Source organism: Mesorhizobium sp. M7A.F.Ca.MR.176.00.0.0, from assembly GCF_004023165.1.
Taxonomy (GTDB): Bacteria; Pseudomonadota; Alphaproteobacteria; order Rhizobiales; family Rhizobiaceae; genus Mesorhizobium.
The window spans coordinates 24,959-41,874 of sequence record NZ_RZTC01000052.1 but is presented as its reverse complement, the minus strand read 5'-3'; the positions used below and the strand labels follow the sequence as shown (position 1 = coordinate 41,874).

15 protein-coding genes, 2 tRNA genes and 2 pseudogenes are annotated in these 16,916 nt (G+C 64.4%); 13 read left to right on the top strand and 6 right to left on the bottom strand.

Annotated elements, in window-relative coordinates; genetic code table 11:
* The first annotated feature begins 98 nt into the window (after positions 1-98).
* Entirely contained in the window at positions 99-2,207 is a 2,109-nt protein-coding gene (locus tag EOB59_RS18630; RefSeq protein ID WP_128288952.1) for a molybdopterin oxidoreductase family protein, read from the top strand.
* Positions 2,208-2,273: 66 nt separating this feature from the next.
* Here EOB59_RS18630 and EOB59_RS18625 read toward each other — a convergent pair whose 3' ends face one another.
* Positions 2,274-2,753 carry an Lrp/AsnC family transcriptional regulator gene (locus tag EOB59_RS18625; RefSeq protein ID WP_127397344.1) on the bottom strand — a complete coding sequence of 160 codons (480 nt, stop codon included), beginning with the start codon at positions 2,751-2,753 and terminating at the stop codon, positions 2,274-2,276.
* A gap of 106 nt (positions 2,754-2,859) precedes the next feature.
* On the opposite strand from EOB59_RS18625, the gene EOB59_RS18620 reads away from it, so the two are divergent.
* From EOB59_RS18620 to EOB59_RS18590, 7 genes and pseudogenes are all read left to right on the top strand, one after another.
* Positions 2,860-4,068: a diaminopropionate ammonia-lyase gene (locus tag EOB59_RS18620; RefSeq protein ID WP_127810833.1), complete on the top strand. Its 1,209-nt coding sequence runs from the start codon at positions 2,860-2,862 to the stop codon at positions 4,066-4,068.
* Positions 4,065-5,292, top strand: a pseudogene (locus tag EOB59_RS18615) (Zn-dependent hydrolase). Before EOB59_RS18620 ends, EOB59_RS18615 begins: the two are co-directional and overlap by 4 nt.
* A gap of 17 nt (positions 5,293-5,309) precedes the next feature.
* Entirely contained in the window at positions 5,310-6,482 is a 1,173-nt protein-coding gene (locus EOB59_RS18610; protein WP_128288951.1) for a M20 aminoacylase family protein, read from the top strand.
* A gap of 401 nt (positions 6,483-6,883) precedes the next feature.
* Positions 6,884-7,057 (top strand): hypothetical protein, encoded by a 174-nt coding sequence (locus EOB59_RS18605; protein WP_128288950.1) that lies wholly within the window; start codon positions 6,884-6,886, stop codon positions 7,055-7,057.
* A gap of 89 nt (positions 7,058-7,146) precedes the next feature.
* Positions 7,147-9,240, top strand: coding sequence for an ATP-dependent helicase (locus EOB59_RS18600; RefSeq protein ID WP_128288949.1), 2,094 nt, complete (start codon positions 7,147-7,149; stop codon positions 9,238-9,240).
* A 17-nt stretch (positions 9,241-9,257) separates the two neighbouring features.
* A pseudogene (gene dapB / locus EOB59_RS18595) lies at positions 9,258-10,036 on the top strand (4-hydroxy-tetrahydrodipicolinate reductase).
* Between the two features lie 392 nt (positions 10,037-10,428).
* Positions 10,429-10,656: a DUF680 domain-containing protein gene (locus EOB59_RS18590; protein ID WP_127270735.1), complete on the top strand. Its 228-nt coding sequence runs from the start codon at positions 10,429-10,431 to the stop codon at positions 10,654-10,656.
* 168 nt (positions 10,657-10,824) lie between these two features.
* Here the strand turns inward: EOB59_RS18590 and EOB59_RS18585 are convergent, their stop codons facing one another.
* Genes EOB59_RS18585 through purM form a run of 3 tightly spaced genes read right to left on the bottom strand, consistent with a single transcriptional unit; the run spans position 10,825 to position 13,121 of the window.
* A complete protein-coding gene (locus EOB59_RS18585) occupies positions 10,825-11,334 on the bottom strand; it encodes a histidine phosphatase family protein (RefSeq protein WP_128288948.1) in 510 nt (169 codons plus the stop codon).
* Between the two features lie 15 nt (positions 11,335-11,349).
* The gene (purN, locus tag EOB59_RS18580) at positions 11,350-12,045 is read right to left on the bottom strand and encodes a phosphoribosylglycinamide formyltransferase (protein ID WP_128288947.1); all 696 of its coding nucleotides are present in this window, start codon (positions 12,043-12,045) and stop codon (positions 11,350-11,352) included.
* The gene (gene purM / locus EOB59_RS18575) at positions 12,042-13,121 is read right to left on the bottom strand and encodes a phosphoribosylformylglycinamidine cyclo-ligase (protein WP_128288946.1); all 1,080 of its coding nucleotides are present in this window, start codon (positions 13,119-13,121) and stop codon (positions 12,042-12,044) included. The genes purN and purM overlap by 4 nt, the downstream gene beginning before the upstream one ends.
* 239 nt (positions 13,122-13,360) lie before the next feature.
* On the opposite strand from purM, the gene EOB59_RS18570 reads away from it, so the two are divergent.
* The 3 genes from EOB59_RS18570 to hdaA are packed head-to-tail and all read left to right on the top strand — an operon-like array spanning position 13,361 to position 15,798.
* The gene (locus EOB59_RS18570; protein WP_127398435.1) at positions 13,361-13,918 is read left to right on the top strand and encodes a CDP-alcohol phosphatidyltransferase family protein; all 558 of its coding nucleotides are present in this window, start codon (positions 13,361-13,363) and stop codon (positions 13,916-13,918) included.
* Complete coding sequence (locus EOB59_RS18565; RefSeq protein ID WP_128288945.1) at positions 13,890-15,092, top strand: AI-2E family transporter; 1,203 nt, start codon at positions 13,890-13,892, stop codon at positions 15,090-15,092. Before EOB59_RS18570 ends, EOB59_RS18565 begins: the two co-directional genes overlap by 29 nt.
* Position 15,093: 1 nt before the next feature.
* Positions 15,094-15,798, top strand: a complete 705-nt coding sequence (hdaA, locus tag EOB59_RS18560) for a DnaA regulatory inactivator HdaA (protein WP_127810827.1) — start codon at positions 15,094-15,096, stop codon at positions 15,796-15,798.
* A 14-nt stretch (positions 15,799-15,812) separates the two neighbouring features.
* On the opposite strand, the gene EOB59_RS18555 is transcribed toward hdaA, so the two are convergent.
* Both EOB59_RS18555 and EOB59_RS18550 read right to left on the bottom strand, forming a co-directional pair.
* A complete protein-coding gene (locus EOB59_RS18555; protein WP_127810826.1) occupies positions 15,813-16,094 on the bottom strand; it encodes a hypothetical protein in 282 nt (93 codons plus the stop codon).
* A 92-nt stretch (positions 16,095-16,186) separates the two neighbouring features.
* Positions 16,187-16,263, bottom strand: a tRNA-Pro gene (locus EOB59_RS18550).
* A 140-nt stretch (positions 16,264-16,403) separates the two neighbouring features.
* Between EOB59_RS18550 and EOB59_RS18545 the strand changes: the two genes are divergently transcribed.
* A complete protein-coding gene (locus EOB59_RS18545; protein WP_023812590.1) occupies positions 16,404-16,709 on the top strand; it encodes an ETC complex I subunit in 306 nt (101 codons plus the stop codon).
* A 48-nt stretch (positions 16,710-16,757) separates the two neighbouring features.
* Positions 16,758-16,834 (top strand) — tRNA-Arg (locus tag EOB59_RS18540).
* The last annotated feature ends 82 nt before the right edge of the window (positions 16,835-16,916 follow it).

Here is a 16,916-nt window from a genome sequence, read left to right as displayed (position 1 = left end):
CCACACCCCACCCCGGCGTTACACGCCGACCCTCCCCATCAAGGGGAGGGTAAGATCTGGCCCTACACGCCGCGTCCGGAACCGGTTAACCTCGCCCCATGAACCAACACGCCAAGCTTCGCATCGGCCATTCGGCCTGTCCGCATGATTGCCCCTCGACCTGCGCGCTCGAGGTCGAGTTGCTTGACGGCAACCGCATCGGCCGCGTCCATGGCGCCAAGTCCAACAGCTACACGGCCGGTGTCGTCTGCGCCAAGGTTGCCCGCTATGCCGACCGCGTCCATCATCCCGACCGTTTGCTGAAGCCGCTGATCCGCGCCGGTTCCAAGGGCGACGGCGCCTGGAAAGAAGCAAGCTGGGAGGCGGCGCTCGACCTCGTCGCCGAAAAATTCATTGCGGCCGAGGAGAAATACGGCTCGGAGACGGTCTGGCCCTATTATTATGCCGGCACGATGGGGCTGGTGCAGCGCGACGGCATCGACCGGCTGCGCCACGCCAAGAAATACTCCGGCTTTTTCGGTTCGATCTGCACCAATCTCGCCTGGACCGGCTGGATGATGGGCGCCGGCGCCTTGCGCGGGCCGGACCCGCGCGAGATGGCGAAATCCGATTGCGTGGTGATCTGGGGCACCAATGCTGTGGTGACGCAGGTCAACGTCATGACGCACGCCATCAAGGCGCGCAAGGAGCGCGGCGCGAAGATCGTCGTCATCGACGTCTATGAGAATGCGACGATGAAGCAGGCCGATCTCGGCCTGGTGCTGAAGCCGGGCACCGATGGCGCGCTGGCCTGCGCGGTCATGCATGTGCTGTTCAGGGAAGGCATGGCCGACCGCGCCTATCTCGAAAAGTACACGGACGACCCGAAAGGGCTGGAAGCGCATCTCGAGACGCGCACGCCGGACTGGGCGGCCGGGATCACCGGCTTGACGGTCGCCGAGACCGAGGCCTTCGCCCGCCTCGTCGGCACGACTAAAAAGACCTATTTCCGCCTCGGCTACGGCTTCGCGCGCCAGCGCAATGGCGCCGTCAACATGCATGCAGCGTCCTGCATCGCGGCTGTCACCGGCAGCTGGCAATATGAGGGCGGCGGCGCCTTCCATTCCAACTCCGGCATCTTCAAGCTCAACCAGGAAGTTCTGGAAGGCACCAGGATGCGCGATCCCTCGATCCGCCATCTCGACCATTCGCGCATCGGCCCGGTGCTGACCGGAGCCAGCGACGCGCTTTATGGCGGCCCGCCGGTGACGGCGATGCTGATCCAGAACACCAACCCGGTAAATGTCGCGCCGGAACAGCGGCTGGTGAAACAGGGTTTTATGCGCGACGACCTGTTCTCTTGCGTGCATGAGCAGTTCATGACCGACACGGCCAAGCTTGCCGATGTCGTGCTGCCGGCGACGATGTTCCTCGAGCACGACGACGTCTACAAGGGCGGCGGCAATCAGCACATCACGCTCGGCCCCAAGCTGATCGAGCCGCCGGAAGGACCGCGCACCAACCATTTCGTCATCGAGGAATTGGCAAAACGCCTTGGCGTCGCCGATCGTCCGGGCTTCGGCCTCACCGAGCAGCAGCATATCGACATCATCCTGGGCAAGCGCGGGCTGGGCAGCTTCGACAGCTTGAAGGAAGACAAGTGGATCGACCTGCAGCCGGATTTCGAGGCAGCACACTTCATCAATGGATTTGGCCACGCGGATGGAAAATTCCGCTTCCGCGCCGACTGGACCGGGCAGGCGGCGCCCAACCGGCCGCCGAAAAGCATGGGCCTGTTCGGCCCGGTGGCGCTTCTGCCGGAATTTCCCGACCATGTCGACTTGATCGAGGTCGCCGACGAAGCGCATCCGTTCCGGCTGACGACGTCGCCGGCGCGCAATTTTCTCAACTCGACCTTTTCGGAAACGCCGGTGTCGAAGGCCAGGGAGGGCCGCCCGGAACTGCTTCTGCATCCCGACGATGCCGCAGCCCTTGGGTTGGCCGACGGCGATCGCGTCGAGGTCGGCAACACGCGCGGCGAAGTCGTGCTGCATGCAAAGCTGTTTGACGGGATCAAGCGCGGCGTCGTCATCGCCGAAGGCATCTGGCCAAACAGCGCCCATGAGCGCGGCGAAGGCATCAACGTTCTGACCGGCGCCGATGCGCCGGCGCCCTATGGCGGTGCTGCCTTCCACGACAACAAGGTCTGGCTGCGCGCGGCAGGCTGAGGTCGGCGAGAACTCCGCTCGTCTCGCGCCAGATCAGACCGTGCAGGATTTTTCGGCCGCCTGACGCTAGCCGGGCAATGGCACCGTCAACCCGACCTTGACCCGGTCCATCGCAACAAAAGTTCGGAACTTGCGGACATTGTTGCTGTCGAAGAACAGTTTTCGCGTCAGCGCCTCATAGGCGGCCATGTCGGCCACGGTGATGACCAGGATGAAATCGGCCTCGCCGGTGACATAGTAGCATTGCTGAACCTCGGGGGTTGCCGAGAATTGCCGCTTGGCCGCGTCGATCAGTTCGGCACGTTCGCTCTCGAGTTCCACCTCGACGAAGATGGTGATCGGCTGGCCGACCGCTGCCGGCTCGACGACCGCGACATTGCCGGCGATGACGCCGGTCTGCTCCATGCGCTTGATGCGGCGCTGCACCGCCGGTGCCGACAGGTTCACCGCCTCGCCGATCAGCCGCTGCGGCGTCGTGTTGTCGCGCTGCAGGATAGCAAGGATGGCGAGATCGAAACTGTCGAGAATGGGTGGCGATACAGGCAATGGAGAGGTCCTCGGCGAAACAAACTTGCATTTGGGAGGCCATATTACAGCGCCCTTTGCACCGGTCCTGCAATATATTCTCGCCGAACGCCAAGGAGGCCCGCCAGTGTTCCTGCTCAACCGCAATAGTCTGCATCGCCTGCCACTCGATCCGGCCGATGCCGAAATCCTCGGCGTGGCCGGCGCTGACACGGTCGAGCGTTTTCTTTCCCGTCGCGACAATCACCTGAAAACGCCGCTGCATGCGCTTCCGGCGTTTGCCAGCGAACTCGGAATTAGCGCTATCCATATCAAGGATGAAGGCTTTCGCCTCGGCCTCGGCAGCTTCAAGGCTCTGGGCGGCGCTTATGCCGTCTTCCGCCTGGTGCTGGAGGAGGCAGGCAACCGGCTTGGCCGGCCCGTCGATGTTGCCGATCTCGATCGGCCCGACGTGTGTGCCGTCGCCGCGGCGATGACATTTGCCTGTGCGACCGACGGCAATCATGGCCGCTCCGTTGCGCAAGGCGCGCAACTCGTCGGCGCGCGGGCGGCGATCTTCGTCCACGCCGGCGTCAGCGAGGAGCGCATAGCGGCGATCGCCCGCTATGGTGCCGAGATGATCCGCGTCGACGGCAACTATGATGATTCGGTCAGGCAGGCCGCCCAGGTTTCGGCCGAGAAGGGCTGGACCGTCGTGTCCGACACCTCATGGTCGGGCTATGAACGGATTCCTGGCCTGGTCATGCAGGGCTACACGGCGATCGTGCGCGAAGCGCTGCGTCAGCTCCCTCGGACACCAACCCACGTCTTTGTGCAGGCTGGTGTCGGTGGCATTGCCGCCGCGCTGGCCGGTCATCTCGCCATCGTGCTCGGTGACGCCAGGCCGACCTTCATCGTGGTCGAGCCGGCGCGTGCAGCCTGTGTTTTTGCAGCCGCCCAGGCCGGGCACCCGGTCAAGGTCGCGCATGGCCGGCCGACGGTGATGGCCATGCTTGAATGCTACGAGGCCTCCCCGGTAGCCTGGCGGGTGCTGGCGCGCGCCGCCGATGCCTTCATGACGGTGGATGAGACCGACGCCATCACGGTGATGCGGCGGTTGGCCCGGCCGGCCGGCGGGGATCCGGTGATCGTCGCCGGCGAAAGCGGCGGTGTTGGTCTTGCCGGGCTGATCCGGGCGATGGCTGACAACCCGACCGAGCTTGGACTGGACGGCAAATCGCGGGTGCTGGTGATCAACACCGAAGGTGCCACCGACCCGCATCGCTATGCCGAGCTGGTCGGCATGAGCCCGGCCGATGTGCTGGAAGGCAAGATGAAAGCCGAGGCAACGGCATGATCGCCATCGATGCACAGCGCCTGCTTGGCCGTATCCGCGAACTCGGTGCCGTCGGTCGCGACGGCGAGGACAGGCTGATCCGGCTGGCCGCCTCAGACACCGACAGGCAGGGCCGCGATCTCTTCGTCGGCTGGCTGCGGCAGGCCGGGCTCGATGTCGCCATCGACCGGGTCGGCAACATATTCGGCATCTGGCAAAGCCCGGACAACAGGGAGCAGGCGCCGCTGCTCATCGGCTCGCATATCGACACCGTCATAGATGCCGGCATCTATGACGGCTGCTACGGGGTGCTTGCCGGGCTGGAAGTGATCGAGACGCTCAAGGCGACAGGCTTTTCGCCGTCGCGCCCGATCGTGGTCGCCGCTTTCACCAATGAGGAGGGCGTACGCTACACGCCCGACATGATGGGCTCGCTGGTCCACGCCGGCGGCATCGATGCCGAAACGGTGCTGGCGGCCGTCGGCACGGACGGCAGCGTGCTGGGGCAGGAACTCGCCCGCATCGGCTATGCCGGCGACCGGGAGCCCGGCTTCCTCAAGCCGCACGCCTATCTCGAACTGCACATCGAACAGGGGCCGGTGCTGGAACGCGAAGGTTTGCCGATCGGCGCGGTGGAGAATCTGCAGGGCATCTCCTGGCAGCGCATCACCATAGACGGCGTCGCCAATCATGCCGGCACCACGCCGATGTTGATGCGCAACGATGCCGGCCACGCCGCCGCCCGGACCATCACCTTCCTGCTCGACCGGGCCAAAGTCTCGAACGCGCCGACCGTCGCCACCGTCGGCACGATCCGCTTCGAGCCGAATGCCATCAACGTCATTCCCTCGCGCGCCGTCTTCACCATCGATCTGCGCGACCCCGACGAACAGCGCCTCCAGGCGGAGGAGGCGGCGCTTGCCGCCTATCTCGAGCAGCTTGCCACCACCGAAAACCTGACGGTTTCGGTCGAGCAACTGGCCCGCTTCGAGCCGGTGATCTTCGACCTTCGCATCGTCGAGCTGATCGAGGCCGCCGCGAAGAACCGTGGCCTCGGCGTCCGGCGCATGACGTCCGGCGCCGGCCACGATGCACAGATGCTGGCGCGCATCGCACCGGCGGCCATGATCTTCGTGCCGAGCGTTGGCGGCATCAGCCACAGTCCGCGCGAACACACCAGGTGACGCCGAGCTTGTTGCCGGCGCCAACATCCTGCTTGATGTGGCCGCGCAACTGGCAAACTAGGTCAGAAGGGGCGGAAAATGTCTGAACTCGATCGCGATGCGCTGAAGCAGGAAATGATTTTCTGGCGGCGCGATCTGCACGCGCATCCCGAATTCGGTTTCGAGGAGAAGCGTACCGCAGCCTTCGTCGCCGCTAAATTGCGTGAGTTCGGCCTCGATGATGTCACCGAAGGCGTCGGCGGCACCGGCGTCGTCGGCACGCTGAAGCGTGGCAGCGGCAACCGGGCGATTGCGCTCAGGGCCGACATGGATGCACTGCGCATATCAGAGCAATCGGACGCATCCTACCGATCCGGCAATCCTGGCATCATGCATGCCTGCGGCCATGACGGCCACACCACCATGCTGCTCGGCGCGGCAAAGCTGCTGGCAGGTGAGGGCGGTTTCGACGGCACCGTGCGCTTCGTCTTTCAGCCGGCCGAGGAATGGGGCAGGGGCGCACTCGCCATGCTCGACGATGGGCTGATGCAGCGCTTTCCCTTCGACGAGATCTTCGGCCTGCACAACATGCCCGGCTTGCCGATCGGGCATTTCGAGACCCGTGCCGGCCCCATAATGTCGGCCGAGGATATCTTCGAGATCGTGCTCAAAGGGCTCGGCGGCCATGCCGCGCGGCCGCATGCGGGCAATGAGACGCTGGTCGCAGCCTGCGCGCTGGTCACCAATCTGCAGACCATCGTCTCGCGCCGGCTGAGCCCGGCCGACATGTCGGTGGTTTCGGTGACCGAGCTGATCACCGACGGCACCCGCAACGCTCTGCCCGGCCTTGCCCGCATCCTCGGCGATGCGCGCAGCTTCCGCCCCGAGGTCAGCGCCGAGATCGAGCGGCAGATGCGCATCATTACGCAGGGCACCGCTGCCGCCTACAATGTCGCGGCCGAGGTCAATTACAGCAGGGAGTTCGTGCCGCTGCGCAACGATGCCGAACTGGTCGATGCCGCATTTGCCGCCGCAAGGCACGTCTTCGAACCCGGCAACATCGCCGTCGCTCGCGAGCCGATGACCGCCTCCGAGGATTTCGCCCGCTTCCTCGACCATGTGCCGGGCTGCTTCGTCTTCCTCGGCAATGGCGAGGGCTCGGCGCCGCTGCACAATTCCAGCTACGACTTCAACGATGACGGGCTGTTGTTCGGCACGAATTTCCATGTCGCCCTGGTCAGGCAACGACTGGGCGGCGAGGCGGGAAGATGAAGGAGATTGCCGGGATGCTGGCCAGGACAAGCTTGTGACGGACCGGCGACCGATAGGGCAGTGCGCCTCGGTACGCTTTTAACAAAGATAATCCCCCGATGACGCAGGGGAAAGACTCAGCTAGCCTTAGCTGTGCGGCGGACCTAATTATCCGCTTGGCCGGCGCTTCACTCCTCCCAAGCGGCGCCGGCCTTCTTCCCCAAAAGTCCGTCCGGGACGCCACAGCGGGTTGCGGCAGGACGCGAACCTCGCAAAGGCCAGGTTCCGCTTCCGGTTGCCTCGAGAATGCATCGGGGAGCGCTGGCGAAACCGCCCTCCATCTTCGACTGCGCGCGTGGACGATTGGCAGGGAACCAAAGGCGGTTTCCCCGGTTGGTTCTGCTCCAAAGGAGTGTTGCACTATGTTCCGTCTGCTCGTCGCCGGCGCCTTCGCCTATGTCACTTATCGTATCGCCAGGAAGATGGTCGAAACCGTGCCCGATACGGTCGACCCGCTGCTATTGCCGCCGTCGAAGCATGATCGCGAGATCTTGCGGCGGCAGTCGGCCGACATGGGTGTCGATCCGCAACGCTAAAGACACGGACGACGCGCTTCGGCCTGTCTAGCACGAGGCCAGCCCCGCATCGATATTGCGAACAAAGCAGAAACGATGCTTGATGGGCGATGAACCTCGCCACTGCTGATTCGACCTTTCGGGACCCGACCGTCCAGCCTGCCTATCTCGCCCGGCTCAACGATGCCCAGCGCCAGGCAGTCGAGCACGGCGACGGCCAGATAGCCGGTCCGCTGCTGGTCATTGCCGGCGCGGGTTCGGGCAAGACCAACACGCTGGCGCACCGCGTCGCCCATCTGGTCGTCAAGGGGGCCGACCCGCGCCGCATCTTGCTGATGACGTTCTCGCGCCGCGCTGCGTCCGAAATGGCCAGGCGCGTCGAGCGTATCGCCGGCGAAGTGCTCGGCCGCGATGCAGCTGTCATCACCGATGCGCTGACCTGGGCGGGAACCTTTCACGGCATCGGCGCGCGGCTGCTTCGCGACTATGCGCTGGAGATCGGCCTCGACCCGGCCTTCACCATCCATGACCGCGAGGACTCCGCCGACCTGATGAATCTGGTCCGCCACGAACTCGGCTTCTCGAAGACGGAAGCGCGTTTCCCCACCAAGGGCACCTGCCTTGCCATCTATTCGCGCGCTGTCAACGCACAGGCGCCGCTCAACGAGGTGTTGGGTTCCGCCTTTCCCTGGTGCGCCGGCTGGGCGGAGCAGCTGAAACAATTGTTTGCCGGTTATGTCGAGGCCAAGCAGGCGCAAAACGTGCTCGATTACGACGATTTGCTGCTCTACTGGGCGCAGATGGCGGCGGAGCCCGAGATAGCAGCGCATCTGGGCGGGCGTTTCGACCATGTGCTGGTCGACGAATACCAGGACACAAATCGCCTGCAGGCTTCGATCCTCATGGCACTGAAACCCGACGGCGCCGGGCTGACGGTGGTGGGCGACGATGCGCAGTCGATCTATTCGTTCCGCGCCGCCGAGGTGCGCAACATCCTCGACTTCCCCAACCAGTTCGCGCAAGCCGCCGACGTCGTGATGCTGGAGCGCAATTACCGCTCGACCGAAACCATCCTGGCGGCCGCCAATGCGGTGATCGGCGAAGCCTCGGAGCGCTTCACCAAGAACCTGTGGTCGGAGCGCAAGTCGACCGACAGGCCAAAACTGGTGAGCGTGCGCGACGAGGTCGAGCAGGCCAATTTCATCTGCGATACCATCCTGGCCGAGCGCGAGGCCGGCACGGCACTGAAATCGCAGGCGGTGCTGTTTCGCGCCTCGCACCACAGCGGCCCGCTTGAGATCGAATTGACGCGGCGCAACATTCCCTTCGTCAAGTTCGGCGGGCTGAAATTCCTCGATGCAGCCCATGTCAAGGACGTGCTGGCGGTGCTGCGCTTTGCCGAAAACCCGCGCGACCGGGTCGCCGGCTTCCGCGTGCTGCAACTGATGCCGGGCATCGGCCCTTCGGCTGCCGCGCAGATCGTCGAGACCATGACGACGGCGCTGGACGAGGCCATGGGGCTGGCCGGCTGGCGTCCGCCGCAACGCGCCGCGGATGACTGGCCGGGCTTCGTCTCGCTCTATTCCGGCCTGCGCGCCGGCGCCAAATGGCCTGCCGACCTCGAACAGATCAGGCTGTGGTATGAGCCGCATCTGGAGCGCATCCACGAGGATGCGACGACGCGGCGCGCCGATCTCTTGCAACTTGAGCAGATCGGTTCGGGCTATGCTTCGCGCGAACGCTTCCTGACAGAATTGACGCTCGATCCGCCAGACGCCACCAGTGACCAGGCCGGGCCGCCGCATCGCGACGAGGACTATCTGATCCTGTCGACCATCCATTCGGCCAAGGGCCAGGAATGGAAGAACGTCTTCGTGCTCAACACGGTCGACGGCTGTATCCCGGCCGATCTCGGCGTCGGCACCAAGGAAGACATCGAGGAGGAGCGCCGGCTGCTTTACGTGGCGATGACGCGGGCCAAGGACAATCTCAACCTGGTCATGCCGCAACGCTTCTTTCCGCACGGCCAGGCGGCGCGCGGCGACCGCCATCTCTATGCCTCGCGCACCCGCTTCATCCCGGCTTCGATCCTGGCTGCGTTCCAGCAGGTGTCCTGGCCGAGCGCACAGGTGGCACAGGGCAGGGCGGCTCGGCCGGAGGTGCGCGTCGACATCGGCGCGCGCATGCGCGGCATGTGGAAATAGCTGCGGGATAGCGCCCCATGTTGAAACCACCGGTCAGGGTCGCCATAGCGGGTGCGCTGGGCCGCATGGGCCGCGAGATGGCGTCCGCCGTGCACGGCGACGCGCGGCTGGCGCTCGCCGCCCGCTTCCACGGGCCGGGCAGTATCGGCGAAGGGCTGGTGAGCCGCGACGAGGCGCTTGCCGTGGCCGACGTGGTCATCGACTTCACCACGCCGGCTGCCTCGGCTGATCTGGCCAGCATTTGCGCCGAGCGCGGCGGGCCGGCCCTGGTCATCGGCTCAACGGGCTTCGATGCTGATGAATCGGCTGCTATCGCTGATGCCGCGAAAACAATTGCCATCGTGCGCTCCGGCAGCTTTTCGCTCGGGCTCAACATGTTGATCGGGCTGGTCGAGCAGGCGGCGCGGGCACTCGATCCCGGGACTGGGATGCCGAGATTGTCGAGGCACACCATCGCCACAAGGTCGATGCGCCATCGGGGACGGCGTTGATGCTGGGGCATGCCGTAGCCGGCGGACGCGGCATCGACCTGGACACGGTCGCAAGGCTTGCACGCGACGGCACCATTGGCGCGCGGCCTCCCGGTGAGATCGGCTTTGCGGTGCTGCGTGGCGGCAGCATCATCGGCGAACACAGCGTGAGCTTCTGTGCCGACGGCGAGATTGTGACCTTGTCGCATGCGGCCGGCGACCGCGTCATGTTCGCCCGCGGCGCCATCGCCGCCGCGCTCTGGCTCGAGGGACGCCCGCCAGGCGAATATGACATGCGCGACGTGCTGGGCATGACCGGCCTATAGCGGCCGGTTTGTCGTCCTTGGACGTACGCACCCATATCTCGTCCACCTCCGCACCGAAAAAAGAACGCTGGAGGGGTCAGGTCTCTTCAAACCGAACCGTTCGGTTCGATTTCTGTTGACGGACTGTATAGCAGGTGGTGAACGCTGGCTTGGTTGTCGGCCTCGTAGCGTGGGAGAAGAATCTCACTAACCATTTGATTTCGAACAATAAAATTATGACCGCCGAGGCCCTGTGCCAAATTTCAAGGCCCAGATTCGAGCCGCAAAGGAACATCTTCGTGATTGGAATCCGCGGCAGGGCAAACCCATCTCGGGGTGGTCCGAGCGACGCGAAATTCCTCCCAAGGGCACGCCACCAGACGGACAGAACAAAGAAATACTGGAGTAATAAAATGACCAAGATCGCTCTCACCGCCGCCGCCATCCTCGTTGCCACGGGGACTGCTTTTGCCGGCAGCGACAATTATGGCTCCTACAATGCCAACCAGCCGGTTGCGAACCAGTCCGTGTCCAACATCGACACCACGCACACCGGCTCGATCCCGAAGTCCGTAAAGACGCAGGGTGATGCCAATGCCAAGGTGCCGGCTCAGTCGGGCCAGGGCATCTGGGGTCGTTAATTTTCTGAAGTCTGCGACCACAAAGAGCGGTGGGCTTTGCCCGCCGCTCTTGTTTTTTATGGAACCAGCAACAATCGGGGCATCGTTTGAGCAGCCGATTTTGCGCAGTCGGCATGAACCGTTGGTTCGAAGTCTGCCGGGTGGCAGCTTGCCCGCCGCGCCTGAATTCTAGCCCAAATCCTTCGGGTGCACACAATGCGTCAGCGGGGCGCTCGACAGGCCGGACCAGTCACCTTCGAAAGCGAAGCGGGCAAGGGCTGCCGTCGGGAATTTTTCCTCAAGTCTCGCGAGTGCCTTGGCCTCCGACCCCGGCCCGGCAAGCTGTCTGGCCAACTGTTCCAGGCCCGGATTGTGGCCAATTACCAGCAAGCTGCCGCTTGAAGCGTCGGTCTGACCAATCTGGCTCAGAATATCCGCCGCTGAAGCATCGTAAAGCGCCTTGGCGAATGCGATCCGGGGCTGGACGGGCAACTCCGCCGCTGCCAGCCGCCAGGTCTCACGGGTGCGCAGCGCCGCCGACACCAGCGCCAGGTCCGGCAGCCAGCCACGCGCCGCAAGCTCGCGCCCGATCGAGCGCGCCGCCTTCACTCCGCGTTCGGCCAAAGGCCGGTCGAAATCATCAAGGCCAGGGTCGTCCCAGCTGGATTTGGCGTGACGAAGCAGGAGAAGCTGTTTCATCGTCACGCTCTCGCCTCACGGCGTGATGCGCGCCAGATGCTCGAGGTCGGTTTCCTCGCGCAGCGGGTCGGGGGCCATCACCACCGAAGTGCCGTTGTCGGCATCGTCGGCAAAGTGGGCAAGCACGGTGCGGCCGGCCTCCATGCGCGCCTTGCCTTCGGCAACCAGTCCCAATGCAAGCGGATAGAGCCGGTGCTCGGCCTTCAGCACGCGGGCCGCCAATGTATCGGCGGTGTCGCCGACCATCACCGGCACGGCCGCCTGTGCGATGATGGGGCCGTCATCCATCTCGGAGGTGACGAAGTGCACGGTGCAGCCATGGATGCGGATGCCGGCGGCCAGTGCGCGCACATGGGTGTCGAGCCCCTTGAACGCCGGCAGCAGGGCAGGGTGGATGTTGATCATGCGGCCCTGCCATCTCTGGACGAAGCCGGGGGTGAGGATGCGCATATAGCCGGCCAGCGCCACGATCTCGGCGTTGAAGGCCGCGAGCGCCGCGTCTATTGCGGCGTCATGCGCCTGCTTGCTGCCATGGTCGGCACGCGAGACGACCTGCGTGGCGATGCCGAGCCCGGCGGCGTCCGCCTTGTCGGAAATGACACCGACGATCTCGGCCGGGAACGCCGGGTCGCTGGCCGCGGCAATCAGCGCGGTCATGTTGGAGCCGCGCCCCGAGATCAGGACGACGGTGCGTTTCCTCTGCGCGTTCATAGGCCGATCGAGCCCCGATAGATGACGCCGGCGTCGCGGCGCGGCACGATGCGGCCGATCGGCGTCACCGTCTCGCCGGCCTCCTGCAGCACGGCGGCGACCTGTGCTGCCTGACCGGATGCGACTGCCAGAATCATGCCGATGCCGCAATTGAAGGTGCGCATCATCTCTTCCGGCGCCACGCCGCCGGTCTTGGCCAGCCACGAAAACACGGCAGGAACGTCGATCGCTTCGAGGTCGAGTTCGGCCGAAAAATCCTTGGGCAGCACGCGCGGGATGTTTTCCGGGAACCCGCCGCCGGTGATGTGGGCGAGCGCCTTGATCCCACGCGTGTTGCGGATCGCCTTGAGAATCGACTTCACGTAGATGCGGGTCGGCTCGAGCAGCGCCTCGGCCAGAGTGGCCTCGTCGTTGAACGGCGCCGGATCGCTCCACGACAGACCGCTGACGGCGACGATGCGGCGCACCAGCGAATATCCGTTCGAGTGCAAGCCGGAGGAAGCCAGGCCCAGCAGCACGTCGCCTTCGACAATATCGTCGGTGGGCAGCAATTGGCCGCGTTCGGCGGCGCCCACCGCAAAGCCGGCGAGGTCGTAGTCATTGCCATGATACATGCCGGGCATCTCGGCCGTCTCGCCGCCGATCAGCGCGCAGCCGGCCTGGCGGCAGCCCTCGGCAATGCCGCCGACGATCGCGGCACCCTGGTCGGGATCGAGCTTGCCGGTGGCGAAATAGTCGAGGAAGAACAGCGGTTCGGCACCTTGCACGACGATGTCGTTGACGCACATGGCGACGAGGTCGATGCCAATCGTGTCGTGCTTGCCGGCATCGATGGCGATCTTGAGCTTGGTGCCGACGCCGTCATTGGCCGCCACCAGCACCGGGTCGGTAAAGCCCGCGGCCTTGAGGTCGAACAGGCCTCCGAAACCGCCGATCTCGCCGTCGGCGCCCGGCCGGCGCGTCGCACGCACCAGCGGCTTGATCTTCTCGACCATGAGATTGCCCGCGTCGATATCGACACCGGCCTCGGCATAGGTGAGCCCGTTCTTGCGCTTGTTCACGTCGCGCTTGCTCATTTCGGGTGCCCGTTCAACAATTTTCCTTGTCGCGGGCTCTTCGCATGAACGGTTTCTGTCCGCAAGGATAACGGCCATTTCGGCCCATAAAACCGTGGACAGGGCGCGCATATAGGCGCTCGTGATTGGCGAAAGCCAAGCTGAAAGCCGCTCTCCCGTGCGGGAGATCGGCAGCTTCTCTCTTGTTGCCACCCGCTATCTTCATCATCTATCTCCGACCAAGAGGAGGTGCCAAGCATTTGACCATCCCAAACCTGATCACCATCCTGCGCCTTATCCTGGTGCCGGCGGTGGTGCTGGCGATGCTGCAGGCGCGCTGGGACTGGGCTTTTGCCGGGTTCCTCGTCGCCGGCATTTCCGACGGCGTAGACGGGTTCATCGCCCGCCGTTTCAACCAGCAGTCCACGCTCGGCGCGTATCTCGACCCGGTGGCCGACAAGCTGCTGCTGGTTTCGGTGTTCGTGGTCATGAGCTTCATCGGGCAATTGCCGCTGTGGCTTGTCGTCATCATGGTGTCGCGCGACGCATTGATCGTCTGCGCGGTGGTGTTGTCCGCCGTCATGACCCATCCGGTCGAGATGAAACCGTTGTTCGTGTCGAAGGCCAACACCGCGATCCAGATCGTGCTGGCCGCGCTTGTGCTGGGAGAACTTGCCCTTGCCGTTCACCTCGACCCGCTGAGGTCAGCCCTCATATTGCTGTCCGGGGTCTTGACCGTGGCTTCGGCCGCAGCCTATCTCGTGACTTGGCTGAGGCACATGAGCGGCTATGGCGAAGGCTCCACTCCGGACATCTGAGACAGAAGCGGCAGCGATCGAGGCCGCGGCCGCCGACATCGCCGCGTCCGCGACCTTTCGCCGGCAGATCTTCTTCTGGCTGGCCGGTGCCGCGCTGCTGGCGCTTTTCCTCTATGTTTTCAGCGCCATCCTGCTGCCCTTCGTCGCCGGCATGGTGCTGGCCTATTTCCTCGATCCCGTTGCCGACCGGCTGCAGCGGCTCGGCCTGTCCCGTTTCATGGCGACGGTGGTCATCCTCATCACCTTCCTCATCGTGCTGGTGCTGGCCTTTGTCATCCTCATTCCGGTTCTGGCCACGCAGATGGCCGATTTCGCCGGCAAATTGCCGGAATATCTGACCCGGCTGCAAAGCCTGATCACCTCGTTCGATCCGAAATGGCTGGAACAGAAGTTCGGCGTCAACGCCAACAGCTTGCGCGACGGGCTGAATTCGCTGCTGACCTCGGGCTTCGGCCTGGTCACCACCGTCTTCACCTCGCTGTGGAGCTCCGGCATGGCGCTGGTCTCGGTGGTCAGCCTGTTCGTGGTGACGCCGGTGGTCGCCTTCTACATGCTGCTCGACTGGGACCGCATGGTGGCGGTCATCGACGGTTGGGTGCCGCGCGACAACGTCCAGACCGTGCGCGCCATCGCACGTGACATCAACACCGCAACAGCCGGCTTCGTGCGCGGCCAGGGCACGCTGTGCCTGGTGCTGGGCGCCATGTATGCCACCGGGCTGACGCTGACCGGACTGAATTTCGGCATCCTCATCGGCCTGTTCGCCGGGCTGATTTCCTTCATCCCCTATGTCGGCTCGCTGACCGGGCTGGTGCTGGCTGTCGGCGTCGCCTTCGTCCAGTTCTGGCCGGACTGGACGATGATCGTCGCGGTCGCGGTCGTGTTCTTCATCGGCCAGTTCATCGAGGGCAACATCCTGCAGCCGCGGCTGGTCGGCAAGAGCGTCGGCCTGCACCCGGTATGGCTGATGTTTTCGCTTTTTGCCTTCGGTGCGCTGTTCGGCTTCGTCGGCTTGTTGATCGCGGTGCCGGCTTCGGCTGCTGTAGCCGTGCTGGTGCGGTTCGCCATAGCCCGCTATCTCGAATCGCCGCTCTACAAGGGCCGCGGCGCGGCACCTGTGCCGCAGCTCCCGGCCGATCGCGGCGGCGGCCACCGCACGCAACCGCGTAGCTGAAGTGACCGCCCAGCCAACCGACCCGCCACGCCAGTTGCCGCTCGATCTCGGCCATGGCACCGGCTATTCGCGCGACGAACTCGTCGTCTCCGGCACCAACAACCAGGCGGTGGCGCTGGTCGACCGCTGGCCGGACTGGCCATCGCCGGTGGTGGTGCTGGCCGGTCCCGCGGGTTCGGGCAAGACGCATCTGGCCTCGATCTGGCGCGCGCGTGCCAATGCGGTGGCGGTCGACGCCAGGCGCATCGGCGACAGCATTGCCAATCTCGGCGCGCGGCCGGCACTGATCGACGATGTCGATACCGGCGCGGTCGATGAACAGGGCCTGTTCCATCTGATCAATACGGTGCGTGGTGCGGGGTCGACGCTGCTCCTGACGGCGCGCCGCTTCCCGTCCGCCTGGCGCGTCACGCTGCCTGATCTCGCCTCACGGCTGAAAGCGGCGGCGACAGTGGAAATTCATGAGCCCGACGATCTCCTGCTCGCCGGGGTCATCACGAAACTCTTCGCCGACCGTCAGATCGAGGTCGAACCGCATGTCGTGCAGTATCTGGTCCGCCGCATCGAGCGCTCGCTAGCGACAGCGATGCGCGTGGTGGAGCGGCTCGACCGGACCGCGCTCGAACGCAAGACGCCGATCACCAGGGCGCTGGCAGCCGAAACCGTCAACGCCATGGATGAAGGGCAGGGCGAATTCGAGATTTAGCTGAGAGGTCAGTCTCAGAGCCACATTACGGCGAAATGACGGACCGCGAGGTAGACGGCAGAGTGAGCGGCGATATAGCCGGCGGCGACCAGCACAAACATTCCGATACTGATACGCCAGGAGCGGGAGACGACGGCGCCTGGGGCCTGCCTCGCCTGTCTGCGGCTTTCACGGTTGTTCCACATCGCCAGCGCGGCGCAGGCAATTGCCCACGTCACCATGAACGGAACGGTGATGCCGGCATAGGCAAAGTAGGCCGGTCCGAAAAGCGACACCCAGGCATCCATTCCAAGCATCTGAACCCCCTGTGCCGAACCGGTCACGGATGCACGACCGGAGCCGGAGCAAGTGACCATATGGCTGCGCCGGGCATTGGGCTATGAGGGGATGGTCGGAGTGGAGAGATTCGAACTCCCGACCCTCTGGTCCCAAACCAGATGCGCTACCAGGCTGCGCTACACTCCGAACGGTCTGTTGCCTATTCATTTCGGTGGTGCATGGCAAGTGCAAAAACCTGCGAGAGCAAAAACCTTGCCGCCGTGCGCATTGCGCAGTAATGACGGGCGAAGGGTGGCGATGCTGCCTTGCACAAGAACGAGGTGGCCATGTCCGCGCGCATTTTCAGCCCAGCCAAAACCGCGATGCAGTCCGGCAAGGCCAAGACCGGCCACTGGGTGCTGGAATTCGATCCCGAGACGCGCAAGAAGATCGACCCGCTGATGGGCTATACGACGTCGGCAGACATGAGAAGCCAGATCAGGCTTAGCTTCGACACGCGGGAAGAGGCGGTAGCCTACGCCGAAAAGCAAGGGCTCGCTTTCCGCGTCGAAGAGCCGAAAGAGACCAAGCGCCGCCAGATTTCCTATGCGGAGAATTTCCGCTATGACCGCAGGACGCCCTGGACGCATTGAACGGCGGTCAGTGCCAAAAATATCCAGCCGGCCCAAAGGCCGGCCAGCGGTCCCGTAGCTCAGCTGGATAGAGCACCGGCCTTCTAAGCCGATGGTCACAGGTTCGAATCCTGTCGGGATCGCCAGTATCTCCTTGTTTTTGCTGCTATAGTTCATACAACCGACTGCCAGCGGCAAAGGCACCATCCATCGTGTCAGCACGGTGTC

Coding starts and splice junctions, on each gene's coding strand:
- EOB59_RS18630 (WP_128288952.1), top strand. CDS start 99: ATGAACCAACACGCCAAGCTTCGCATCGGCCATTCGGCCTGTCCGCAT.
- EOB59_RS18610 (WP_128288951.1), top strand. CDS start 5,310: ATGTCTGAACTCGATCGCGATGCGCTGAAGCAGGAAATGATTTTCTGG.
- EOB59_RS18605 (WP_128288950.1), top strand. CDS start 6,884: ATGTTCCGTCTGCTCGTCGCCGGCGCCTTCGCCTATGTCACTTATCGT.
- EOB59_RS18600 (WP_128288949.1), top strand. CDS start 7,147: ATGAACCTCGCCACTGCTGATTCGACCTTTCGGGACCCGACCGTCCAG.
- EOB59_RS18590 (WP_127270735.1), top strand. CDS start 10,429: ATGACCAAGATCGCTCTCACCGCCGCCGCCATCCTCGTTGCCACGGGG.
- EOB59_RS18585 (WP_128288948.1), bottom strand. CDS start 11,334: ATGAAACAGCTTCTCCTGCTTCGTCACGCCAAATCCAGCTGGGACGAC.
- purN (WP_128288947.1), bottom strand. CDS start 12,045: ATGAACGCGCAGAGGAAACGCACCGTCGTCCTGATCTCGGGGCGCGGC.
- purM (WP_128288946.1), bottom strand. CDS start 13,121: ATGAGCAAGCGCGACGTGAACAAGCGCAAGAACGGGCTCACCTATGCC.
- EOB59_RS18565 (WP_128288945.1), top strand. CDS start 13,890: ATGGCGAAGGCTCCACTCCGGACATCTGAGACAGAAGCGGCAGCGATC.
- EOB59_RS18555 (WP_127810826.1), bottom strand. CDS start 16,094: ATGCTTGGAATGGATGCCTGGGTGTCGCTTTTCGGACCGGCCTACTTT.
- EOB59_RS18545 (WP_023812590.1), top strand. CDS start 16,404: ATGTCCGCGCGCATTTTCAGCCCAGCCAAAACCGCGATGCAGTCCGGC.